Source organism: Nocardiopsis synnemataformans (assembly GCF_965343085.1).
GTDB classification, from domain to species: domain Bacteria; phylum Actinomycetota; class Actinomycetes; order Streptosporangiales; family Streptosporangiaceae; genus Nocardiopsis; species Nocardiopsis alborubida.
This window is the reverse complement of sequence record NZ_CBDRFA010000013.1, coordinates 101,063-122,135: the sequence shown is the minus strand read 5'-3', so window position 1 is coordinate 122,135 and position 21,073 is coordinate 101,063. Positions and strand designations below refer to the sequence as shown.

Sequence of the window (21,073 nt, the reverse complement as noted above, 5' to 3'; positions counted from 1 at the left end):
GGCTCAGGCCTCCTGACGGTCGAACAGGCGGGTGACCAGCATGAACAGTGCGCCGCCCGCGACCCCGAGGGCGACGACGCTCAGATACGAGGGATCCAGCGAGACCATCTCGGTATCGCGGGCGTCGACGGGTGTGACCAGCGTGTAATACCCCCACGGCGGGAGGAGGCGGGCCAGCCACGCGGGCATTCCCGTGCTGGACAGGGCCACGAACACGCCCAGCACCCCGACGCCCAGTCCCACGAGCTGGTTGCCGACGCGCGCCGACAGGAGGAGGTGGAACGCGAGGAGCACCAGGTTCACGACCACGGCCGCGGCGGTGTAGCCGAGCCACTGTCCGGCCGGAAGGGCCACCGTGACGCCCAGCGCCAGGCCGACCGCGACCACCAGGCCGCTCTGGGCCAGGGTGGCCGCCGCCACGACCGCGCCGGTGGCCGCGAACTTGGCCCGGCACAGGTGTCCGGGTGTCAGGCCCGAGGTCTGGGAGAGCAGCCAGCCGTTTCCCTGGTGCTCGATGTCCACCTGTCGGCTGGCCAGCACCGCCAGCAGGATGGGCGAGACCAGCGGCACGGCCAGCGCCATGCCTCCGAGCAGCCACCGCCAGGGATGCTCGGAGGGGTCGTCCACCGACTCCAGGAACCCCGGGTTGCCCAACGCGGCGAAGCACGACAGCGCGACCACTCCGACCACCATGACGCCCGCGACGGGCGCCACACGCAGGCGGCGCATCTTGGCGAACTCGTTGGCCACGGCACGGACGATCACAGGCCCTGCCCTCCGGTGAGGTCCATGAACACGTCCTCCAGGGACTGGACTTCGCGGCGCACACCGTGGACGGGCACGTGTTCGCCGACGAGGTGGGCCACCACACGGGCCGTGGCCTCGCGGTCGAGTCCGGGCAGACGCACGGCGCCGCCGTCGCGGACCGCGCCCCACCGGGTGGTGAGTGCGCTCGCCCGTCCGGGTTCGGTCGTTTCGACCAACACGTCGGGGGTGGACCGCGCGAGCAACTGGTCCCGCGTGCCCTGGAAGAGCATGCGGCCGTTGCTGAGGATGCCGAGCACGGAGGCCGTCCGGTCGATCTCGCCCAGCAGGTGGCTGGAGACCATCACGGTGGTTCCTTGTTCGGCCAGCTGCGTGAGCAGGCGTCGGATCTCGTCGATACCGGCGGGGTCGAGGCCGTTGGTGGGCTCGTCCAGGATCAGCAGCCGGGGCTCGCGGGCCAGCGCCATCGCGATGCCCAACCGCTGCTTCATCCCCAGTGAGTAGTCGCGGACGCGTTTGTCGAGGTGGCCCTGGAGGCGTACGGTGCGCACCGCCCGGGCCACCTGGCCGTCGTTCAGGTCCAGCAGCCGCCGCACCAGGCGCATGTTCTCCCCGCCGGTGAGGTGCGCGTACGCGGGTGGGGACTCAATGAGGGAACCGACGCTTCCCAGCAGTTCGCGGCGCGTGGAACGCCGCATGGGGCGGCCCATGACGTGGATCTCGCCGGTGGTGGGGCGTACCAGCGACAGGAGCATCTTCATGGTGGTTGACTTTCCCGACCCGTTGGGGCCGAGGAAGCCGTACACGCATCCTTCCGGTACGTGCAGGTCCAGGTCCTCGACGACCGCGCGGTCGCCGTACTTCTTACTCAGGCCGTGGGTGGTGATCATTGGAGGCACGGATCCATCGTGTCCGCCGAGGTGCCACGGGTCGTCTGGCCGGAGGATGACCTTGCGCGTCCCCCTCCGGGATGACCCGGGCCCCGTTCTGCCACTCAGGGGGTAGGCGCGGCCCGCCGAAGGGCGGGGGCACCGGCCCCACGCCCCGGTCCCCGCCGGGTTCGCGGTCAGCGGCTCCCGCGCAGCGGCGCGGGGGACCCGGAACGCTTCAGGCCCCGCGGACGCCCACCAGGCCGGTCTCGTAGGCGAGCACCACCGCCTGCACGCGGTCGCGCAGGTCGAGCTTGGTCAGGATCCGCCCCACGTGGGTCTTGACCGTGGCCTCGGACACGTGCAGCAGCTCGGCGATCTCGGTGTTGGACAGCCCGCGGGCCACCACCGCGAGCACCTCGCGCTCGCGCGGGGTCAGCACGTCGAGGGACTCGGGGGCGGGCGGGACCTCGTCGTCGGCGCGCAGGTGGCCGACGAAGCGGTCGAGCAGCCGCCGCGTCGTGCTGGGGGCGACCACCGCGTCACCGGAGTGGACGGAGCGGATCGCCGACAGCAGGTCCGGCGGGCGGGCGTCCTTGAGCAGGAACCCGCTCGCTCCGGCCTTCAACGCCGCGTAGGCGTACTCGTCGAGGTCGAAGGTGGTCAGGATCAGCACCCGCGGTCCGCCGCCCGCGGCGCGGATGCGGCGCGTCGCCTCCACGCCGTCCATGCGCGGCATCCGGACGTCCACGAGGGCGACGTCGGCGGTCAGGGTCCGCAGCAGTTCCAGCGCGGTGTCGCCGTCACCGGCCTCGCCCACCACCTCGATGTCGGGCTGCGCGTCGAGGACCATGCGAAAGCCCGTGCGAACCAGCTCCTGGTCATCGACGAGCACGACGCGTACGGCGTCCGTCCTGCCGACGCCTCCCGCCCCCACTCCCGTGCCGACGCCTCCCGCGCCGCCGTCCGGTGTGCCCACAGGTGTGCTCCCTCCTCGAATCGCTCACGCGGTGACCGGCCGCAACGGCAGCCGCGCCACCACCTCGTAGCCTCCGCCCGCGCACGGTCCCGCCCGTACGGAGCCGCCGTACACCGACACCCTCTCGCGCATGCCGATCTGGCCGTGTCCCCGCCCGGGGCGTGCGGCCTCCGGCGCGGACGCGCCGCGCCCGTCGTCGAGGACCCGCACCTCCAGGGTGTCGTCCCCGTAGCGCAGCCGTACCCGAACGCGCCTGACCTCCGGACCGGCGTGCTTGAGGGTGTTGGTCAGCGACTCCTGCACCACCCGGTAGACGGCGAGGTCCACCCCCGCCGACAGCTGTCGCGCCTGGCCCTCCACGGTGGACTCCACGGGCAGTCCTGCGCGGCGCACCCGCGCGAACAGCTGTTCCAGCCGCTCGACGCCGGGCCGCGGCGCGTACTCCTCCCCGGGTTCGCCGTCGCGGAGCACCCCGAGCATGCCGCGCATCTCGGTCAGGGCCGTCCGGCCGGTCTCCGAGATGGTCTCCAGCGCTCCCTTGGCCCGCGCCGGGTCGGAGTCGATCGCGAACGCGGCGCCGTCGGCCTGCACCACCATCACGCTCACGTTGTGGGCCACCACGTCGTGCAGTTCGCGGGCGATGCGCGCCCGCTCCTCGGCGATCGCCGCCCGGGCTCGGGCGTCACGCTCGCGTTCGAGCCACTCCGCGCGCTCCTCCAGGCCGACGAGGTAGCTGCGGCGGACGCTCGTGTAGAGGCCGGTGACCCACAGGAGCATGATGAGGAACGTGTAGACGACGAACACGTTCCAGTCGCCCCAGTCAGCGTGGGGCAAGCTCGCGAGCATCAGCACCAGGCCGACCTCGGCGATGGCCAGCGCGGCCAGCGCCCACCTGAACCAACAGTGCGCGGCCACCGTGTACATGGCGATGAGGACGGCGAAGTCGGCCAGGACCAGGCCGAAGCCGAAGGTCAGGTGCAGGAGCGCCACCACGGCGAGGAGCGCGAACACGGCCAGCGGGTACCTGCGCCGCAGCGCCAGCGGCAGTACGAGCGCGAGCGTGACGGCGAGGTAGGCGGGCAGGGGGACGCCGCCGGAGGAGTCCGGGTCGGCGTGGTTGAGGCTCGCCATCAGGCACAGCAGCAGGAGCGGGGCAGCCTGGATCGCGTCGACGAGGGTTGTGTGCCGCCGCGACCAACGCCGGACTCTGCCGAACATGTGCCGATTCTACGTTCCCGGCTCCTGGCCGCCGGTTACACAGAAGGCACGAGAAAGGCCCCCACAGCATGTGGAGGCCTTCAAACGTCCCAACAGAACGGTCGGTCAGGTACCCACCAGATCGTGTGCCTTCTCCATGTTCACACGCTCTGGCTGCTCACTCACTGACGGCCAGTTCGGCGTGGCACCCCCAGCCGCATGAGCCGCCGTCCTGATGACGTCGAGTGCTCTTGCGAGGACTGCGTTGGTGTCGGACTTACCGAACACCAGAAGCTCTACCGTGATGGTTTTCCGTGCGGCGTCGGTGCTCACTGTGGAGTCGGTGAAGTCCTCGTTGCACCGTTCCAGCTTGAGCAGCTCCTGCATCACTCGCTCACCATGAGCGTGCACGTCACTGGAGTCACTGCCCGGCGCCATGATCAGTACGAACTGGAGGGAGAGCTGGGTGGCGTTCTGGATGTCGCTCACGAATCCTCCTCGGCCTCAGGTTGGCACACTCTCTTCACGTAACGCACTGCTTGTTTCCAGTAGTTCGGGTTCGATGGAGTGAGGTGAACCTGACGCTGGTGATCTCCGCATGGACACTTGATCGTGTAGTAGGTAGGAGGATCCTCGATCCGCCAACCCAGTTGGTGGATCTCCTGTAGCGCGTCCTGGCCTTCCTTCCTGGGGTGCTTTCTCCAGTAGCCCAACACACCATCCTCTTCAGGATCCTTCATTATCCATGCGCTGTCGAGGGTGAACACCCTAGCCCTCGCAAGACGGCCAGGGAGCGGCTTTCGCTGGATTGCCGACCGTCCCAGCCGCCCCTGTTCGCGGATCCGGTGTGTTGGCGTCGAGGTCGCCGACTGTGCTCCTGTCCCGTTTGCACGGAACCCTATGCCCCGGGGCCGTGCGCCCTCCCGCATCCCCAAGGTGCGGGGGGAGGGCGCACGGCGTGCCCGGGTGGGCGTCAGCGGTCGACCGCCTCCGGGTGGGCGGCGGCCCTGACCGCCTCCCGTGCCTGTTCGGCGCTGGAGGCGGCGACCGCCAGGTCGGCCAGTCTGCGGCAGTCGCTGTGGGTGTGCAGGGCCAGCGCGTGGCGCACGGCGGGCAGCGCGGGCGCGGACATCGACAGGCTGGTCGCGCCCAGGCCCACCAGCACCAGGGCCAGCAGCGGGTCGGCGGCGGCCTCGCCGCACACCCCCACCGGACGTCCCGACCGCTCCCCCGCGCCGCCCACGGTGCCCACCAGGTGGAGCAGCGCGGGCTGCCAGGGGTCGAGCAGGTCGGGCAGCGCGCCGAGGGTCCGGTCGGTGGCCATGGTGTACTGCGCCAGGTCGTTGGTGCCGATCGACACGAAGTCCACCCGAGGCAGCAGGCGGTCGGCGAGCAGCGCCGCGCCGGGCACCTCGATCATCACGCCGACCTGGTCGAGCCCGGCCTCGCGGGCGAGGGAGACGAACTCCGCCGCCTCGTCGGGCGTGGACACCATCGGCGCCATCACCCGGACCTTGGCGGAGGTCTCCCGGCAGGCGGCGGCGATGGCCGTGAGCTGGTCGGTGATCAGGTCGGGGTGCACCCGCGTGGTCCGAAAGCCCCGTACGCCGAGCGCGGGGTTGTCCTCGTGGCCGGTCCGCGCGAAGGCCAGGGGCTTGTCCGAGCCCGCGTCCAGGGTCCGCACCGTGACCGTGCGCCCGGCGAACGCCTGGAACAGGGCCGTGTAGGAGGCGGTCTGCTCCTCGACGGTGGGCGGGTCGGAGCGCTCCAGGAAGAGGAACTCGGTGCGCAGCAGCCCCACGCCCTCGCTGTCGTGGGCACCGGCCTTGCGGGGATCGCCCTCGCCGACGTTGAGCAGCAGCGCGACCGGGACGTCGTCGGCGGTCCGGCCCGGGCCGGTGGCTCCGGCCAGCAGGGCGCGTCGCCGTTCGGCGCGCTCGCGCATCCGCTCGGCGAGCCCCTCGTCGGGCTCGACCTCGACCGTCCCGGCGTCACCGTCCACCGCCACCGGCGTCGCGTCCCGCAGTTCGGCGGCCCCCGCGCAGCCGACCACGGCCGGGATGCCGAGCGACCGGGCCAGGATGACCGTGTGGCTGGTGGGCCCGCCGTAACGCGTGACGATGGCGAGCACCCGCTCGACGTCGAGCTGGACGGTGTCGGCGGGCGCGAGGTCGTCGGCGACCAGCACGTGGGGGACGCCGGGGTCCGGCAGCCCGGGCATCGGCAGCCCCAGGAGCACGGCGGTCGCGCGGTCCCGGATGTCGGCGAGGTCGGCGGCGCGTTCGGCGAGGTAGCCCCCCGCCGCCTGGAGCAGCTCCTGGTAGGCGCCGCAGGCCGCGTGGACGGCCCACACCGCGGGGTCCCCGGCCTCGGTGCGCTCCGCGGCGCGGCGCGCGAGCTCGGGATCGCGGGCCATGAGCGCCTGGGCGCTCAGCACGGCCGCCGCGTCGCCCTGGAGGTCGGCGGCCTGGCTGTCGAGCAGGTCGGCCACCTGTTCCAGGGCCAGACGCGCCCGGGCGGCCTCCTCCCCCGCGTCGACGACGGTGGGCCGCTGGTCGGGCAGGGACGGCGGTGGGGCCATCCGCGCCACCGGGCCGACGGCGGCCCCCGGGCTGGCGGGGATACCCGTCAGCCGGGTGTCACCGGCTGCGGCGGGGAGGGGTTCGGTCTTCGCCATGGTCGCTCCGTACGTCGGAAAGGGCCAGAGGGAGGGACCACGGCCGGGAACGGCCGTGGGAGGACTCCCGTATCCAGGAAACCCCGGGCGGGCGGGCGGCGGAAGCCCCTGTGGAAAACCCGGGAGGACGGGGGCGCGACCGCGCCCGCACGTCCTGGGAACGCCGCCGCCCCGGGCGGACGGATACCGTCGCCGCACCGGGGCGGCGACGGTACCGCCTTCGCGCACGCGCGTTACGGCTGGATGGTCACCTTGATCGCGGTGCCCGAGGCCACCGTCTCGATGGCCTTGTGCACGTCGGACAGGGACATCCGCTCGGTGATCAGGTCGGCCACCGGCACGGCGCCGGAGGAGATCAGCTCCAGGGCGCGGCGGTTGTGCTCGGGGCTGGAGCCGTTGGCGCCGAAGATCGAGATCTCCCGGTAGTGCACGGCGTTGGAGTCCAACTGGATGATCGGCGCGTCCTTGGGCAGGCCGCCGAAGAAGCTGATCCGGCCGCTGCGCGAGACCATGCGCAGCGCGTCCTCCTGGGCGCGCCCGGAGGCGGCGGCGGTGATGACCACGTCGGCGCCCCGGCCGTCGGTCAGGCGGAGCACCTCCTCCACGGCGTCGGTCTCGGCGCCGCAGACCGCGGCGTCGGGCCGGACGATGTCGGCGGACATGTCCAGGCGGCCCCGGTTGATGTCCACCAGGTAGACCTTCGCGGCGCCGCGCGCCCGGGCCAGCCGCACGTGCAGGCAGCCGATCGGCCCGGCGCCCATGACCACGACCGTGTCGCCCTCGCCGACCCCGGCGATCTCCTGGCCGTTGAGCACGCACGCCAGCGGCTCGGCGACGGAGGCCTCGGCCAGGTCGATGTTCTCGGGGACGCGGTTGACCCCGTCCACGGCCAGGACCGACTCGGGGATGATCATGTACTCGGCGAAGCCGCCGTCGTAGTGGTAGCCCATGGACTCCTGGCGCGAGCACACGGTGAAACGGCCGTCGGAGCACTCCGCGCAGGTGCCGCAGGGGATGGCGGCGATGACCTGGACGCGGTCGCCCTCGGCCCAGCCGGTGACGCCCTCGCCCACCTCGACGATCCGCCCGGCGATCTCGTGGCCGATCACGCGGGGCGGACGGATGTGGTGGTGTCCGTGCCGGGAGATCTTCACGTCCGTGCCGCACGTGGAGCAGTTGACGACGGCGATCTTGAGCTGTCCGGGTCCGGCGGTCGGCTCGGGGGCCTGCTCCAGTCGGATGTCACCGGGGGCGTAGAAGCGGGCGACGAGCATGTTCGGGCCTTTCTGGTGGGCCCGCCGGCCCTGGGGCAGGGGACCGGCGGGTGGTTCGGTTGGGCTCAGCCGTCCTGCACGGGGCCGAGCAGGTCGACGACGTCGGACGGAGTGCTGGCGGAGCGCAGGCGCGCCGCCTTCTCCGGGTCGGTGAGGATCCCCGCCAGCGAGGACAGCACACCCAGGTGCTCGTCTCCGGAGGCGGCGATGCCGATGGCCACGTGGACGGTGGGACCGCCCCAGTCGACCCCGCCGGGGAACTGGACCACGGCCAGCGCGGTGCGCTTGACCAGGGACCGCGAGGCGTCCGTGCCGTGCGGGATGGCCACGCCCTCGCCGACGAAGGTGGGGATGGAGGCCTCCCGCTCGTGCATGGCGGGCACGTAGCCGGGTTCGACGGCGCCCAGTTCGACGAGCAGGGCGCCGCACTGGTCGATGGCGTCGGCGCGGTCGGCGGCCTGGCGGCCCAGCCGCACGGCCTCCTCGGTCAGCGCCAGATCACTCGGCAAGGGTGCTCCCGTTCTTCACGGCCTGCTCCAGGCGGGCGAACGCCGGGTCGCCCAGGAACATCTGGAAACTGATCACGACGGTGCCGGGTACCCGGGTCCGGGCCCGGTCGACCAGCCCGGTGTGGCACAGGACCACGTCGGCGCCCTCGGGGATCCGGTCGACCGGGGAGTGCTCGACGGTCACGCCGTGCGGGGACAGGGTCTTGCTCAGCTGCGAGGTGAGCAGGACGCTGCTGCCCATGCCCGCGTCGCAGGCGACGACGACCTTCTTGATGGCGGAGCCCTCGATACTGCTCATCAGCTGTTCTCCTGGTTCTGGGCGGCTTCCTGCTGGGCTTTCTCCTCACGCTCGACCTTGCGCTCGGACCGGCCGAAGCCGAGCAGGAACGAGGCGATGACGAAGGAGACGATGGTGGCGGCGACGACCCCGGCCAGGACCGACAGGTGGCCCCCCGGCGGGGTGACCGCCATGATCGCGATGATGCTGCCGGGGGAGGCGGCGGAGATGAGCCCGGCGTCCAGGATCATGAAGGTCGCGACGCCGGACATGCCGCCGCCGATCGCGGCGAGGATCAGCTTGGGCTGGGCGAGGATGTACGGGAAGTAGATCTCGTGGATCCCGCCGAAGAAGTGGATGACGGCGGCTCCGGACGCGGTGGCGCGGCTGACCTTGGAGCCGAAGAACATCAGGGCCAGCAGGATGCCCAGGCCCGGTCCGGGGTTCGACTCGATGAGGAACTCGATGGCGCGGCCGTCGGCGAGCGCGCGGGCCGTGCCCAGCGGGGTGAAGACGCCGTGGTTGATGGCGTTGTTGAGGAACAGCACCTTGGCGGGTTCGACGATGACCGAGACCAGCGGCAGCAGGCTCAGGTCGATGAGGAACTGCACGCCCGCGCCCAGGCCCTCGGCGATGCGCTCCACCACCGGGCCGACCGCGTAGACGCCCAGGGCCGCCAGGAGCGCCGCGAGGATGCCGGCGCTGAAGTTGTTGACCAGCATCTCGAAGCCGGCCTTGATGCGCGGCTGGACGACCCGGTCGAAGTGCTTCATGAGGTAGGCCGCGAACGGCCCCATGAACATCGCGCCCAGGAACATCGGGATGTCCGCGGAGACGATCACGCCCATGGTCGCGGCCGCGCCGACCACGCCACCGCGCCTGTCGTGCACCAGCGCGCCGCCGGTGTAGGCGATCAGCAGCGGCAGCAGGTACTTGATCATCGGGTCGACGAGCCCGGCCATCTGCTCGTTGGGCCACCACCCGTCGGGGATGAACAGGGCGGTGATGAGGCCCCAGGCGATGAACGCGCCGATGTTGGGCATCACCATGCTCGACAGGAAGCCTCCGAAGCGCTGTACTCCGGAGCGCACCGAGGCGAGTCTGTCCGTGCTCTGCTGTTGTGTGGTCATGGGGGACCTCCTGGGAGGTGCGACGGGCGGGCAGCCCGCCGATGAGATGGGGAGGGGAAGTGGGTGGGCGCGGGGCGTCCGGGCGGGGCGGTCCCGGACGGTGGAACCGCCCCGCTCGGTGTCCCGCTCTGGTCAGACCACCTGGACCCGGGGTCCGGCGGCCTCCAGTTCGTCGGCGAGACCGCTGGCGAGACCGGTGTCGGTGATGACCAGGTCGAGGTCCTCGACCGCGGCGAAACGGGCGAAGTGGTCGTTGCCGACCTTGGTGTGGTCGGCGAGCAGGACGCAGCGGCGGGCCGAGGCGATCATGGTCCGTTTGACCTCCGCCTCAGCGGGGTCGGGGGTGGTGAGCCCGCGTTCGGTGGAGATGCCGTTGGCCGCCATGAAGGCGACGTCGACGTAGGACTCGGCGAGGGAGCGCAGCGCCCAGGCGTCGACGGTGGCCTGGGTGCGGGTGCGCAGGCGTCCGCCGAGCAGCATGAGGTTGATGTGGGTGCGTGGGGCGAGTGTGAGGGCGATGGACAGGGAGTTGGTGACGACGGTGAGTTCGCGGTCGGAGGGCAGCTGCTCGGCGAGGCGTCCGGTGGTGGAACCGGCGTCGAGCAGGATGGCGCCCTCCTCGGGGAGTTCGGCCAGGGCCGCCTTGGCGATCCGCTCCTTCTCCTGCGTCATGACGGAGTCGCGCACGTTGAGGGCGGGCTCGAAGCCCAGCCGCTCGACGGGGATCGCGCCACCGTGGACCCTGCGCAGGACCCCGTGGCGTTCGAGTGCCGTGAGGTCGCGCCGGATGGTCTCGTAGGTGACGTCGAACTCCGCGGCAAGCCCCGTGACGTCGACCCGGCCGTCCCGCCGGGCGCGTTCGAGGATCGCCTTCTGGCGCTCTTCCGCGTACATGTTGGATCACCTGTGTTTCGGTGTGGTTTTCTGTGAGTTTAGTGGTGTTGCCTGGGACACACAAGAGGTACCTTGAACCAATATCCCAGCAACACCGCTCGACGCGAAGCCCCTTGCTCCGCCCGAACCCACCAGGAGCGTTTCCTCTCCCTCCACTGCACCCGCGCACCCGGACACCGGTGACGCGAGCCTCCTCCACCCGTGACCGACAGTGGCCAGAACCGGAAACCAGGACACAACAGCATTGACACACGCAGATAAACACACATAATCAAAGGTAGTCCCACATCCGGACCGGGCCGGGCGCAGCCACCTCGAAAAGAGCACCCATGATCCTGACCCTCACCCCCAACCCGAGCGTGGACCACACCCTGGAGGTCAGCCACCTGACCCGCGGTGAGGTCCTGCGCGTGGGCTCCACCCGCGCGCAGGCGGGCGGCAAGGGCGTCAACGTCTCCCGCGCGCTACGCCGCGCCGGCGTGCCCACCACGGCGGTCCTACCCGTGGGCGGCGGCGGAGGCGCCGAACTGACCACACTGCTCGGGGACCTGCCCTGCGTCGCCGTCCCCATCGAGGGCGAGACCCGGGGCAACATCGCCGTCACCGAGGACGACGGCACCACCACCAAGCTCAACGCACCCGGCCCCGTGCTCTCCCCCGAGGAGACCGACGCCCTGCTCGCCGCCCTGGAGGGCGAGCTGGACCGGGGACCCGTGTGGGTGGTGGCCAGCGGCAGCCTTCCCTCCGGCACCCCCGACGACCTGTACGTGCGCGTCGCCGAACTGGCCGCCTCCCACGGGGTCCCGCTGGCCCTGGACACCTCCGGCAAACCCCTGGAGGCGGCGGCCCGCGCGGGGTCGGTGTCCCTGCTCAAGCCCAACCACGAGGAGCTGGCCGAGCTGATCGGCCGGGAACTGCCCACCGTGGGCGCGGTCACCGAGGCCGCCCGCGAGGTCCTGGGGTGGGGCAACGGCTCCGCCCTGGTGACACTGGGGGGCCACGGTGCGATACTCGTGGATCCCGAGCACACCTGGTGGGCGCGCGGGCCCCGGGTCCGCACGCGCAGCACGGTGGGCGCGGGCGACTGCTCCCTGGCCGGGTTCCTGGGCACGGACGGCTCCCCCGAGGACCGGCTGCGGCACGCCGTGGCGTGGGGGACGGCCGCGGTCTCCCTGCCCGGAACCACCGTCCCCTCCCCCGACGACGTGGCCGCCGACGCGATCACCGCGGTGGCCGACCCCGACCCGCAGTGGCCGGTCGACACGCTCTGACCCGGGCCTCCCCGCCCACCCGACGATCTCCCGACGACTTCCCTAGGACTGACATGCCCCAGCGCACCGTGGCCATCGCCTCCCAGCTCGGCCTGCACGCCCGCCCCGCCAGCCTGTTCGTCCAGGCCGTCAACGGCTCCGGCCTGCCCGTCAAGGTCGCCCGTGAGGGCCAGGACCCCGTGGACGCGCGCAGCGTGCTCGCGGTGATGGCGCTGGGCGTCAAACACGGCGAGACGGTCACCCTGTCCTGCGAGGAGCAGGAGAACGCGGACAAGGTCCTGGACGAGCTGGTGGAGATGCTGTCCCGGGAACTCGACGCCTGATCCGGGCTCCGCCCGGCCCCCGCCCGGCCCCCGCCCGGACACGGGCCGTCCCCCGGACGGGGGGCGGCCCCGACGGGGCACGGGGCCGCCCGACCCTGGTCTTCGGGGTCGGCCGGGGCTACCTTGCTGCCATGGACAACTCACGTGACGACACCGTCATCGGCCCCTCGGGGATCTGCAGGCGGGGGCAGCACGACTGGAAGCACGATCCCCCCGGGGCGAAGCGGCAGATCTGCACCCGGTGCCGTTCCATGTCCACGACGAACTACTGCGACTGCGCCGAGTGCGCGTCCGGCGGCGCGGAGGCCTGAGCCCCGTGGGGCCGGGCCGAAGGGCTGCCCCTATGCCTCTCCCCGCGCGACGCGGTGGACCTTGTGCTGGGCGGCCTGCGCGCGCGGGCGCACCACGAGCAGGTCGATGTTCACGTGCGGGGGCCGCGTGACCGCCCACACGATGGTGTCGGCGACGTCCCCGGCGGTCAGCGGGTCGGGCACACCGGCGTAGACGGCGTCGGCGGCGCCGGAGTCCCCGCGCATCCGGTTGAGGGCGAACTCCTCGGTCCTGACCATGCCCGGCGCGACCTCCAGCACGCGCACCGGCTCCCCGCACAGCTCCAGGCGCAGCGTGGCGGCCAGGGAGTGCGCGCCGTGCTTGGCGGCCACGTACCCGCCGCCGCCCTCGTAGGCCACGTGGCCCGCCGTGGAGGAGACGACCAGCACGGTGCCGTCCCCGCTGGCGATCAGCTTGGGCAGCAGGGCCTGGGTCATGTTGAGCACGCCGATGACGTTGACCTCGTACATGGCGCGCCAGTCGGCGGGGGCGGCCTCGGCGACGGTCTCGGTGCCGATGGCGCCGCCCGCGTTGTTGACCAGGACCTCGCACGAGGACAGGGAGTCGGCGAAGGCGTCGACGGCAGCCCTGTCGGTGACGTCGAGGACGTGGGCGCGGGCGCCGCGGCCCTCCTCGGCCAGTTCCTTCGCCAGCGCCTCGATCCGGTCGGCGCGGCGGGCGACCAGGACCACGTCGTAGCCCTCCTCGGCGAGGCCGCGCGCGGTGGCGGCCCCGATCCCGCTGCTGGCTCCGGTGACGACGGCGGTCGCTGACATGGTGGTTCCTCCCGGAAGTCGCTGTCGCGCCGAGCGTATCCGGTGGCCGTACCCGGCCCGTCGGGAGGAGGGGGCCGCCCGGGCCCACGGGTCCCAGCGGCGGCCGTGACGCCCCGGACCGAGGGGTGTCATACACGCGCACAACCCCACGGACCGAGCACCGCGCGGGTCCGCCTTTCGCCGCGCCCCTTCGCCACACGAGAGCCGGTCGACCGGGCGGGACGCGTCCCGTGCTTCTATGAGGGATGCTCGCCGGCCCGACGCGTGTCGGGGGCGGCGCGCGCCATGTCGGCGGACACGAGGGGGGACGGACCGGTTGCGGGGTATCGAGATCCGGGAGCTGGAGTGCTTCCTCGTCCTGACCGAGGAGCTGCACCCCGGACACGCCGCGGTGCGGCTGGGTGTGCCCGCGGACACGGTGGACCGGCTGCTGCGCGCCCTGGAGGACCGGATCGGCGCCCCTCTCCTGGACCGCGCGGGCCCGCGCCTGTGCCTCACCCCGTTCGGCGAGGAGTTCCTCGACGCCCTGCGGCCCGCCTACCAGAACCTGGCGGCGGTGGTGGACGGCGCGCGCGACCGCGCCCACGGCGGGCCGTCCCTGGTCCGCCTCGGATTCCGGGGAAGGGTGCACGGCCCGGTGGCCGAGGCGGTGCGCGCATTCGAGGAGCGCGAGCCCGGCACGCGGGTGCGGATCGTGGAGACGGCGCACTCGGACCCGTTCAGTCCGCTGCGCGAGGGTGAGGTCGACGCCGCCGTCGTCCTGCTGCCGGTGCGCGAACGCGACCTGGTCGTGGGGGCGGTCTTCTCCCGGCAGCCGCAGCGGCTCGCGCTGCCCGCCGACCATCCCCTCGCCTCGCGCCCCGGCGTCGGGGTCGAGGACATGGCCCGGGTCTCGCTCATCCCGGTCCGGCGGACCCCCGACCACTGGCTGCGCGTCCACGCCCCCACCCTCACCCCTCTGGGCAGGACCATCCACCACGAGACCGGCGTGGACACCCTGCGGGAGGGGTTCTCCCAGGTCGCGGCGGGACGGGGGGCCATGCTGCTGAGCGGGGACGTGGCGGACCACGCCGACCGGGACGAACTCGTCCTCGTCCCGGTCAACGGCCTGCCGGAGTCCTCCCTCGGCCTGGTGTGGCCGCGCGGGGACCGGCATCCGAGCGTGCCGGTCCTGGCCGCCGCCCTCGCCGAGACCCTGGGTTAGTGAGCTGGCCGGGTCTGTTATCAGCGTGAAGCATGGGGCTCTGACCTGGGATGATCTTGTACCTGTAGCGAGGTTCGACGGCCCAGACTCGCTATGAGTACAAGATCACGCTGAGGGGGCGCGCCCGTCGCCGCGGCCCGGGTCCCTCACTCCTGCTCGTGGTGGGCCCGGTGCTTCTTCTTGGGAACGTCGCGCATGTCGACGTAGGGCTCCTCGTCCACCGGCTGGCCGCCGGAGATGGCGCGTCCGCGTTCGATCTCGGCGTTGAACTCCTCGCCGAGCAGGATCGCGATGTTGGTGATCCACAGCCACACCAGGAAGACGATCACCGTCGCCATCGTCCCGTAGGTCCTGTCGTAGGACGCGAAGTTGGCCACGTAGAAGGCGAAGGCGGCCGAGGCGAGCAGCCAGATCACGACCGCCAGCACGCTCCCCGGGCTGACCCAGCGGAACCCGCGCTTGGCGTTGGGCGAGGCCCAGTACAGGAGCGCGATCATGAACACCACGATGAGCAGCAGCACCGGCCACTTCGCGATGTTCCACACCGTCACCACGGTCGAGCCCAGGCCCAGCAGCTGCCCGACCCAGGCCGCGGCGCTGCCGGTGAGGGCGACGCCGACCACGGTCAGGGACAGCAGGACGACCATCAGCAGGGTGACGCCGACGCGGATCGGCAGCGTCTTCCAGATGGGGCGCCCCTCGGGCACGTCGTAGACGACGTTGGAGGCGCGCATGAAGGCCGCGATGTAGCCGGAGGCCGACCACAGGGCGATCGCCAGGCTGACCAGGCCGAACACGCCCGCGGCCGCCTGGTTGCCCTGGAGGTTCTCGATGGCCGTCGTCACCAGCCCCGCGGCGTCGGCGGGCATGGTGGCGGAGATGTTCTCGGTCAGGGTCCGTGTCGCGGAGGGCCCCGCCAGGCCGAGCAGCGACACCAGCACGAGCAGTGCCGGGAAGAGCGACAGGATCGCGTAGTAGGTGAGTCCGGCGGCCAGGTCGGCCAGCGCGTCCTCCTTGAACTCGCCGACGGTCCGGCGCAGCGACGCCCACCACGACGACGCCGACATGTCGGTCGGTTTCTCGGCCTCCTCCGGAGAGGAACGGCCGTCGTAGGCGTCCGAGGAGTCGCGTCCCACCATCTTCCCGCTCCTTTCCTCACCGGTCCCGGGGACCGGGGCCCTGGAGGAGGCGGGGCGAAGGGCCCTCGGCCCCTCGCCCCGCCGCGCTTCCCCGCCGCGCGGACACACCCGGGCGGCGTCCCGGCCCGGAGGCGTTCCTCCGGGCCGGGGTGGGACTCAGGAACCGCGCATCTCGTCCTTCGCGGACATGGCCTCGTGGCGGGCCTGCTCGCCCGTGGTCTGCGCGGCCTCCGAGGCGCTGCCCTTGAGGTGCTCCCCCGCGGTCCGCGCGGACTCCACCGCCTGCTCCTTCACGTGGGCGGCCGACTCCGCGACCGCCTGGCGGGCCGGTTCGATCGCGTCGGCGTGCTCGCCCACCCGGCGGGCCGCGCGCTGCTCCGCACGGCTCTCGGAGAGGACGGACGCGGCCAGGAGACCGGCCCCGAAGGCGATCAGCCCCGCGGCGATGGGGTTGCCCTGGGTCTGGTGCACGGCCCGCTCCGGCAGTGACTTCGCCATGCCGACCGCCTGGTCGGTGGTGTGCCGGATCCCCTCGGCCGCCTCTCCGGACGAGAGGGCCGAACCCATGACCCGGTCCTTCAGGTCCCGCGTCCCGTGCCGGACCTTGCGGGTGCGCCGGTGCACGACGTTGCGCGGGTTGGCGTGGTCCACCAGGCGGTCGGTGTCGTGGGTCAGCTCCGAGCGGGTCCGCTCGATGTCCTGCCTTATCTGGTCGGGTGTTTCGCCCATTGCGCGTCCTCCTTGAGGGTCTCGATGGTGCGTTCCGGTTTCGGAGAGACCTCGCGCATGCGGTTGCGGCCCACGACGGCCAAGGCAGCGCCGACGATCGCCCACACCACCGCGACGACCAGCGCGGCCCAGCCCAGGCCGATGAGCTCCGCCAGGCCGAACATCACCGCGAGGCTGAGCAGCAGCAGGGCCAGGTATCCGGCCACCGCGGCCCCGCTCAGCAGGCCTGCGGCCTTGCCGGTCTTGACCGCCTCCTCGCGCATCTCGGCCTTGGCCAGCGCGAGTTCCTGGCGGAACAGCGTCTGTAGGTCTCCGGTCACCGCGCCGAGGAGTTCGGAGAAGGACTGCTCCTCCTCGCCCGTCTCCCGCCGTGCTCCGGGAATGGTCGCCATGTCAGCCCCCTCAGAACGTGCGTCCCCGCGGCCCCGGATCCGGCGGTGGCGGACCGATGTCCTCCGGCCGGGGTGTGACGGGCGGACGGGAGGACGCGCTCCCCTCGTCCTGGTCGGTCTCGCTCAGGCGCGGTGCGGGCGGACGGACCCGCTCACCGGCGGGGAGCGCCTCGGGACGGCTGTCACCGACCCCTTCCCTGCCCGCGGAGATGTCGGACGAGGCCTTGAGGACGCGCCCGAGCGCGAACCCGGCGATGGCGGCACCGGCCAGGAAGGCGACGGGCCTGCGGCGCGCGAAGCTCCTGGCCTCCTCCACCAGACCTTCCATTCCGCGTTCGTCCAGGAAGTCGGCGGCCCCGCGGCCGCTGTGGGCGATCTGACGCACGGCACCGCTCACCGGGGATCCCTGCTCCCCGCTGTCCGCCATGGACGACAGTTCCTCGGACCACTGGCGCAGGTTCTGCGACGTGCGCTGGGTCTGTTCCTGGACTTCCTCACGCAGGCGGGTCTGGACGTCGTCGGCGACGTGTCGGGCCTCGGACCGGGCCTCGTCCGCCAGGGAGCGCGCCTGGTCCCCCGCCGTGGAGGCGACTTCGCCCGCCGCCCCGCGAGCGGTGTCGGTCAGGCGGCCGCCCGTATCCCCGAGTCCGCCTCTTCCCTCGTGTGACTGCATCGCCAAGCCTCCTTGGAGTCGGCCTGTTGCTCGGTTGGCACCGCGACTACCCCGGCCCCGCCCGGTCATGCACACCGAAACGCCGCACTTCACACAAAACGTCGTTCCAGGTCACCGGGGCGCGGGCTGGCGTCTCCGGGGGCCGCCTCGTGCGGCGATCGGCCGCCGCGTCGCCGTCGGGCTCGGGGAGTCCGCCGCCGCGGGGAGCGGGGAGCGGGGAATTCGAACGGCCGCCGCGCTGTCGCCGGGCTCGGGAAAACCAGTCGGCCGCCGCGTCACCGCCGGGTTCGGGAAAAGCCGTGGCCGCTCCGGGACGCGCGTGCTAGCTTGGGCGGAATTTCCCTCCGGAACCGCGAATTCCCCGTAACCACGGGGCTCATCGGAGCCGCGACGTTCCTCGACCAGGAAAACGCCCATGCCCGTGGAGAGAACCGCCGAATCGTCATTGTTCCTGCGCTACACCTCGTTCGCCCTTCTCGGCGCTTCGGCCGATTTCCTTTTCGGCGCGGTTTTCGTCACGGTCCTGCTGGGACGCGGGGCGGATCCGTGGCTGCTGGGGTTGATGCTCGGCTCCACGAACCTGGTGGCCCTGCTGGTGGAGGCCCCCAGCGGTGCGCTCGGTGACCGCTACGGCCACCGCAGGCTGCTGGCGGTGGGACTCGCCGTGTGGGGCGCGGGCTTCGTGCTGATGGGGTACGCGGACGGGCTCGCGCTGACGCTCGCGTCCATGTACCTGTGGGCGGTCGGCTTCCACCTCCAGTCGGGGACGCTGGTCGCGCTCGTGGTCAACCGGATCGGTGACCGCGACCGCCCGGCGCGGATCGCGCGGACGGTGCGGTTCGTCCAGGTGGCGGGGAACAGCGGCGCGGTGCTGGGGGCGGCCTCGGTGATGGTGGCGGGCGCCTGGCTGTCCGCGGACGCCCTGATACTCGCGAGCGGCGTGGTGCTGGTGGCGCTGGCGCTGCTGGCGCCGGTGTGCTTTCCCCGCTCCCCCGGCCAACCGGGGCGTCCGCTCACCGCGATCGTCCGAGAGTCGGCCGTACTGGTGGTGAGCAGGCGTTTCGTGCCGCTGGTGGCCCTGACGGCGGCGTCGGTCTCGGGGCTGGCCGCCCTCGTGCTCTCCTGGCAGCCGATGCTCGCGGCCGAGCACGGCGCGGACGTGCGGCTCAACGGCCTGGTGCTGCTGGTGATGATGGCGGCCATGGCGGCGGGTTCGGCGTGTTCGCGGTTCGTGGGGCGCGACCGGCCCCATGTGTGGGGACCCGTCTTCGCGGCCTCCTCGAGCCTGCCCCTGGTGCTGGCGGCGCACGGGGCCGTGCCGTTGGTGGTGGGGCTGGCGGCGGCGGAGTTCCTGCTCGGCTTGGCCGTGGTGCTGTCGCACGTGTGGCAGCAGACGATGTTCTCCGACGCCAACCGCAGCACCATGTCCGCGATGCTGGGGATGGTGGGCAACGCGGTCAGGATGCTGACCGTGCTGTCGTTCGGGTGGCTGTGGGAGCTGTTCGGGCTGGACTGGACGGTGACGGCGGTGGCCGGGTTCGGGGTGGCCGCGGCGCTGGCGACCGTCCTGCTGTCCCGGCGCTTCCCGGAGTCGACGCGGTTCGTCGAGGGCGAGGAGGAGGGCTCCCCGGACGAGCCGGAACTGGATGGGATGGGCGGATAGCGGTGGGAAAGGGCAGACGGCGGACGGGACGGGCGGACAGCGGACAGGAGTAGGTGGGGACGCGCCGTTCGGGTGCCTTTCCCGGTGGGTCGGAACCGGGAAAGAACCCTCCCTTTTCGACCACCCCGAAAAACTCCCGTGTCCCATGTCACAGGAACTGTCGGGTGAACGGCGATACCGCGTTTCGGGGCGGGTGCGGTCGAACTTCGGAAAACGCGCGTCGGTAGCATTCCCTGGACTTGGGAGGCGCGGTCCGGCCAGCGGTCCGCTCGCGGGTTCCACGGGGCGGTCGGGCCCTGGCCGGGACCGCCGGAAACGGGGATGCCGCCGCGCCTTCACCGGACCGGCCGAGGACGAGGAGAGGAACCATGAGCCTGGCAGAGCTTCTGCGGGAGCGTCCGATCGTGCAGGCGCCCATGGCGGGCGGGGCCGCCACACCCGCGCTGGTGGCGGCGGTGGCGGGAGCGGGCGGAACGGGTTTCCTCGCGGCTGGGTACCTGGCCCCCGACACCCTCGCCGACCAGGTCAGGGCGGTGCGGGACGCCGGAGTCGGCGCGTTCGGCGTGAACGTGTTCGTACCGGGCCCGCCCTCCGATCCGGAGGTGGTGGCGTCCTACCGGCCCGACCTGGAGTCCGAGGCCGAGCGGTACGGGACGCCGGTCGGCGCTCCGGTGCACGACGACGACGCGTGGGCGGCCAAGATCGACCTGCTGGCGGAGGCGGCCGTGCCGGTGGTGAGCTTCACCTTCGGCTGCCCGGACACCGCCGTCCTGGAGCGGCTGCGCGCGGCGGGCAGCGCCACGGTGGTCACCGTGACCACGGTCGGGGAGGCACGCGAGGCCGTGGCGCGCGGAGCCGACGGGGTGTGCGCGCAGGGCGCGGAGGCCGGGGGCCACCGTGGCGCGTTCGACCCGGTCGGGAGCGGCGGTCTGCCGCTGCGGGAGCTGTTGGCGGACGTGGTCGGCGCGGTGGACGTCCCGGTGATCGCCGCCGGGGGGATCATGACCGGGGCCGACGTGGCCGGGGTCCTGGACGCCGGTGCGGCCGCCGCGCAGCTGGGCACGGCGTTCCTGCGCTGTCCCGAGAGCGGCGCCAACCCGGTCCACAAGGCTGCCCTGGCCGACCCCGCGTACACGGAGACGGCTGTGACGTGGGCTTTCACCGGGCGTCCGGCGCGGGGGCTGGCCAACAGGTTCATCGCCGAGCACCCGCGGACACCCTCCGCCTACCCCGAGATCCACCACATGACGAAGCCGCTGCGCGTGGCGGCCGCCCGGGCGGGGGACCCCGGCGGGATGGCGCTGTGGGCGGGAGAGGGTTTCCGGGCGGCCGGTGACGATCCCGCGGCGCTGGTCGTGGAGCGGCTGCGCCGTGAGGCCGCGGAGGCGGGCCGGAAGGTCTGAGGGCGGTGGGGGTCTGAGCCGGGGTCGCCGGTCGGTGTGGGTGAAGCGGCCGCACCGAGACCGCGGAGGCGGGTCCGAACGCGGAGTGACCCCGGGCACCGTGCCCGGGGCCACGAAGCGAGCCGGTGCGCGGTGCCGCTCAGGCGGGCGCGTAGGTGAGGCAGTCGGCCTGCTGGTGCACGTACCCGACGGCGATGGCCGGGGCCTGGCACTCCAGCTGGACGTTGTGCTCACAGTTCGACATCTTGCAGGCGCCGACCTGGCCGGTGGCGACGGGGTCACCGCCCCGGTCACCGGCACCGAAGAAGGTGTCGCACTGGGCGTGGGAGGAGTTCCCCACGGTGATGGCCAGTGCGTGACAGGAGTGGTCGGTGTTGTAGGCGCAGGCGTCCACCTGGCACGAGTTCACCACGGGCATGTCCATCGCGTTTTCCCCCAGAGCATCGACGGCGCGTCCGAGGCTGCCAGAGAGGGCGCCCCGCTGCCAGAACACCGCCTCGTGTCACCGCGAGCAGGACGAAGTGTTGACGAGGGCTTGGCGCGGACGCGACCCGGAGCACGGTTCCGCCGGGCAGGACGGGAGCTGTCCACAGGCGGAT

At 72.4% G+C, this 21,073-nt stretch carries 23 protein-coding genes; 6 read left to right on the top strand and 17 right to left on the bottom strand.

The genetic code is table 11. The features are described from left to right. Positions 1–3: 3 nt before the first annotated feature. The 11 genes from ACSIH6_RS10185 to ACSIH6_RS10135 all read right to left on the bottom strand — a co-directional run bounded on the left by ACSIH6_RS10185 (position 4) and on the right by ACSIH6_RS10135 (position 10,571). The gene (locus ACSIH6_RS10185; protein ID WP_435107987.1) at positions 4–765 is read right to left on the bottom strand and encodes an ABC transporter permease; all 762 of its coding nucleotides are present in this window, start codon (positions 763–765) and stop codon (positions 4–6) included. Beyond that, positions 762–1,664 (bottom strand): ABC transporter ATP-binding protein, encoded by a 903-nt coding sequence (locus ACSIH6_RS10180; RefSeq protein ID WP_435107986.1) that lies wholly within the window; start codon positions 1,662–1,664, stop codon positions 762–764. The genes ACSIH6_RS10185 and ACSIH6_RS10180 overlap by 4 nt, the downstream gene beginning before the upstream one ends. Positions 1,665–1,872: 208 nt before the next feature. Further along, a complete protein-coding gene (locus ACSIH6_RS10175; protein ID WP_435107985.1) occupies positions 1,873–2,613 on the bottom strand; it encodes a response regulator in 741 nt (246 codons plus the stop codon). A gap of 24 nt (positions 2,614–2,637) precedes the next feature. Beyond that, complete coding sequence (locus ACSIH6_RS10170) at positions 2,638–3,831, bottom strand: sensor histidine kinase (protein WP_435107984.1); 1,194 nt, start codon at positions 3,829–3,831, stop codon at positions 2,638–2,640. 105 nt (positions 3,832–3,936) lie between these two features. After that, entirely contained in the window at positions 3,937–4,299 is a 363-nt protein-coding gene (locus ACSIH6_RS10165) for a hypothetical protein (RefSeq protein WP_435107983.1), read from the bottom strand. Positions 4,300–4,783: 484 nt separating this feature from the next. Next, a complete protein-coding gene (gene ptsP / locus ACSIH6_RS10160; protein ID WP_435107982.1) occupies positions 4,784–6,487 on the bottom strand; it encodes a phosphoenolpyruvate--protein phosphotransferase in 1,704 nt (567 codons plus the stop codon). A gap of 233 nt (positions 6,488–6,720) precedes the next feature. Then, positions 6,721–7,761 carry a zinc-dependent dehydrogenase gene (locus ACSIH6_RS10155; protein WP_435107981.1) on the bottom strand — a complete coding sequence of 347 codons (1,041 nt, stop codon included), beginning with the start codon at positions 7,759–7,761 and terminating at the stop codon, positions 6,721–6,723. A 65-nt stretch (positions 7,762–7,826) separates the two neighbouring features. Beyond that, positions 7,827–8,270 carry a PTS mannitol transporter subunit IIA gene (locus tag ACSIH6_RS10150; RefSeq protein ID WP_435107980.1) on the bottom strand — a complete coding sequence of 148 codons (444 nt, stop codon included), beginning with the start codon at positions 8,268–8,270 and terminating at the stop codon, positions 7,827–7,829. Beyond that, entirely contained in the window at positions 8,260–8,568 is a 309-nt protein-coding gene (locus ACSIH6_RS10145) for a PTS sugar transporter subunit IIBC family protein (RefSeq protein ID WP_435107979.1), read from the bottom strand. Before ACSIH6_RS10145 ends, ACSIH6_RS10150 begins: the two co-directional genes overlap by 11 nt. Further along, positions 8,568–9,677 (bottom strand): mannitol-specific PTS transporter subunit IIC, encoded by a 1,110-nt coding sequence (gene mtlA / locus ACSIH6_RS10140; protein ID WP_435107978.1) that lies wholly within the window; start codon positions 9,675–9,677, stop codon positions 8,568–8,570. Before mtlA ends, ACSIH6_RS10145 begins: the two co-directional genes overlap by 1 nt. A 132-nt stretch (positions 9,678–9,809) precedes the next feature. Continuing rightward, complete coding sequence (locus ACSIH6_RS10135; RefSeq protein ID WP_435107977.1) at positions 9,810–10,571, bottom strand: DeoR/GlpR family DNA-binding transcription regulator; 762 nt, start codon at positions 10,569–10,571, stop codon at positions 9,810–9,812. Between the two features lie 329 nt (positions 10,572–10,900). On the opposite strand from ACSIH6_RS10135, the gene pfkB reads away from it, so the two are divergent. The 3 genes from pfkB (at position 10,901) to ACSIH6_RS10120 (ending at position 12,476) form a co-directional block, all read left to right on the top strand. Beyond that, the gene (pfkB, locus tag ACSIH6_RS10130) at positions 10,901–11,842 is read left to right on the top strand and encodes a 1-phosphofructokinase (protein ID WP_435107976.1); all 942 of its coding nucleotides are present in this window, start codon (positions 10,901–10,903) and stop codon (positions 11,840–11,842) included. Positions 11,843–11,895: 53 nt separating this feature from the next. Beyond that, on the top strand, positions 11,896–12,165 hold the full coding sequence (locus ACSIH6_RS10125) for an HPr family phosphocarrier protein (protein WP_061080697.1): 270 nt from the start codon (positions 11,896–11,898) through the stop codon (positions 12,163–12,165). A gap of 131 nt (positions 12,166–12,296) precedes the next feature. Continuing rightward, the gene (locus ACSIH6_RS10120; protein WP_435107975.1) at positions 12,297–12,476 is read left to right on the top strand and encodes a hypothetical protein; all 180 of its coding nucleotides are present in this window, start codon (positions 12,297–12,299) and stop codon (positions 12,474–12,476) included. Positions 12,477–12,506: 30 nt separating this feature from the next. Here the strand turns inward: ACSIH6_RS10120 and ACSIH6_RS10115 are convergent, their stop codons facing one another. Continuing rightward, positions 12,507–13,271 carry an SDR family NAD(P)-dependent oxidoreductase gene (locus tag ACSIH6_RS10115; RefSeq protein WP_435107974.1) on the bottom strand — a complete coding sequence of 255 codons (765 nt, stop codon included), beginning with the start codon at positions 13,269–13,271 and terminating at the stop codon, positions 12,507–12,509. 316 nt (positions 13,272–13,587) lie between these two features. Between ACSIH6_RS10115 and ACSIH6_RS10110 the strand changes: the two genes are divergently transcribed. Further along, a complete protein-coding gene (locus ACSIH6_RS10110) occupies positions 13,588–14,475 on the top strand; it encodes a LysR family transcriptional regulator (protein ID WP_435107973.1) in 888 nt (295 codons plus the stop codon). A 146-nt stretch (positions 14,476–14,621) separates the two neighbouring features. Here ACSIH6_RS10110 and ACSIH6_RS10105 read toward each other — a convergent pair whose 3' ends face one another. From ACSIH6_RS10105 to ACSIH6_RS10090, 4 genes are all read right to left on the bottom strand, one after another. Further along, positions 14,622–15,614: a YihY/virulence factor BrkB family protein gene (locus ACSIH6_RS10105; RefSeq protein WP_435107972.1), complete on the bottom strand. Its 993-nt coding sequence runs from the start codon at positions 15,612–15,614 to the stop codon at positions 14,622–14,624. 156 nt (positions 15,615–15,770) lie between these two features. Beyond that, the gene (locus ACSIH6_RS10100) at positions 15,771–16,343 is read right to left on the bottom strand and encodes a DUF3618 domain-containing protein (protein ID WP_435107971.1); all 573 of its coding nucleotides are present in this window, start codon (positions 16,341–16,343) and stop codon (positions 15,771–15,773) included. After that, positions 16,319–16,735 (bottom strand): phage holin family protein, encoded by a 417-nt coding sequence (locus tag ACSIH6_RS10095; protein WP_435107970.1) that lies wholly within the window; start codon positions 16,733–16,735, stop codon positions 16,319–16,321. The genes ACSIH6_RS10100 and ACSIH6_RS10095 overlap by 25 nt, the downstream gene beginning before the upstream one ends. Before the next feature lie 10 nt (positions 16,736–16,745). Further along, entirely contained in the window at positions 16,746–17,408 is a 663-nt protein-coding gene (locus tag ACSIH6_RS10090; RefSeq protein WP_435107969.1) for a hypothetical protein, read from the bottom strand. 415 nt (positions 17,409–17,823) lie between these two features. On the opposite strand from ACSIH6_RS10090, the gene ACSIH6_RS10085 reads away from it, so the two are divergent. Together ACSIH6_RS10085 and ACSIH6_RS10080 are read left to right on the top strand one after the other, a co-directional pair. Next, positions 17,824–19,071, top strand: a complete 1,248-nt coding sequence (locus tag ACSIH6_RS10085) for an MFS transporter (RefSeq protein WP_435107968.1) — start codon at positions 17,824–17,826, stop codon at positions 19,069–19,071. 368 nt (positions 19,072–19,439) lie between these two features. After that, positions 19,440–20,474, top strand: coding sequence for a nitronate monooxygenase (locus ACSIH6_RS10080; protein WP_435107967.1), 1,035 nt, complete (start codon positions 19,440–19,442; stop codon positions 20,472–20,474). Positions 20,475–20,613: 139 nt separating this feature from the next. On the opposite strand, the gene ACSIH6_RS10075 is transcribed toward ACSIH6_RS10080, so the two are convergent. After that, complete coding sequence (locus ACSIH6_RS10075; RefSeq protein WP_435107966.1) at positions 20,614–20,898, bottom strand: DUF1540 domain-containing protein; 285 nt, start codon at positions 20,896–20,898, stop codon at positions 20,614–20,616. Positions 20,899–21,073 lie beyond the last annotated feature (175 nt).

Bases quoted from the DNA above. Each gene is read 5' to 3' on its own strand.
- ACSIH6_RS10095 (WP_435107970.1), bottom strand. From the start codon at position 16,735: ATGGCGACCATTCCCGGAGCACGGCGGGAGACGGGCGAGGAGGAGCAG.
- ACSIH6_RS10120 (WP_435107975.1), top strand. From the start codon at position 12,297: ATGGACAACTCACGTGACGACACCGTCATCGGCCCCTCGGGGATCTGC.
- ACSIH6_RS10135 (WP_435107977.1), bottom strand. From the start codon at position 10,571: ATGTACGCGGAAGAGCGCCAGAAGGCGATCCTCGAACGCGCCCGGCGG.
- ACSIH6_RS10145 (WP_435107979.1), bottom strand. From the start codon at position 8,568: ATGAGCAGTATCGAGGGCTCCGCCATCAAGAAGGTCGTCGTCGCCTGC.
- ACSIH6_RS10085 (WP_435107968.1), top strand. From the start codon at position 17,824: ATGCCCGTGGAGAGAACCGCCGAATCGTCATTGTTCCTGCGCTACACC.
- ACSIH6_RS10075 (WP_435107966.1), bottom strand. From the start codon at position 20,898: ATGGACATGCCCGTGGTGAACTCGTGCCAGGTGGACGCCTGCGCCTAC.
- ACSIH6_RS10115 (WP_435107974.1), bottom strand. From the start codon at position 13,271: ATGTCAGCGACCGCCGTCGTCACCGGAGCCAGCAGCGGGATCGGGGCC.
- ACSIH6_RS10125 (WP_061080697.1), top strand. From the start codon at position 11,896: ATGCCCCAGCGCACCGTGGCCATCGCCTCCCAGCTCGGCCTGCACGCC.
- ACSIH6_RS10090 (WP_435107969.1), bottom strand. From the start codon at position 17,408: ATGCAGTCACACGAGGGAAGAGGCGGACTCGGGGATACGGGCGGCCGC.
- ptsP (WP_435107982.1), bottom strand. From the start codon at position 6,487: ATGGCGAAGACCGAACCCCTCCCCGCCGCAGCCGGTGACACCCGGCTG.
- ACSIH6_RS10080 (WP_435107967.1), top strand. From the start codon at position 19,440: ATGAGCCTGGCAGAGCTTCTGCGGGAGCGTCCGATCGTGCAGGCGCCC.
- ACSIH6_RS10170 (WP_435107984.1), bottom strand. From the start codon at position 3,831: ATGTTCGGCAGAGTCCGGCGTTGGTCGCGGCGGCACACAACCCTCGTC.
- ACSIH6_RS10155 (WP_435107981.1), bottom strand. From the start codon at position 7,761: ATGCTCGTCGCCCGCTTCTACGCCCCCGGTGACATCCGACTGGAGCAG.
- ACSIH6_RS10100 (WP_435107971.1), bottom strand. From the start codon at position 16,343: ATGGGCGAAACACCCGACCAGATAAGGCAGGACATCGAGCGGACCCGC.
- pfkB (WP_435107976.1), top strand. From the start codon at position 10,901: ATGATCCTGACCCTCACCCCCAACCCGAGCGTGGACCACACCCTGGAG.
- ACSIH6_RS10105 (WP_435107972.1), bottom strand. From the start codon at position 15,614: ATGGTGGGACGCGACTCCTCGGACGCCTACGACGGCCGTTCCTCTCCG.
- mtlA (WP_435107978.1), bottom strand. From the start codon at position 9,677: ATGACCACACAACAGCAGAGCACGGACAGACTCGCCTCGGTGCGCTCC.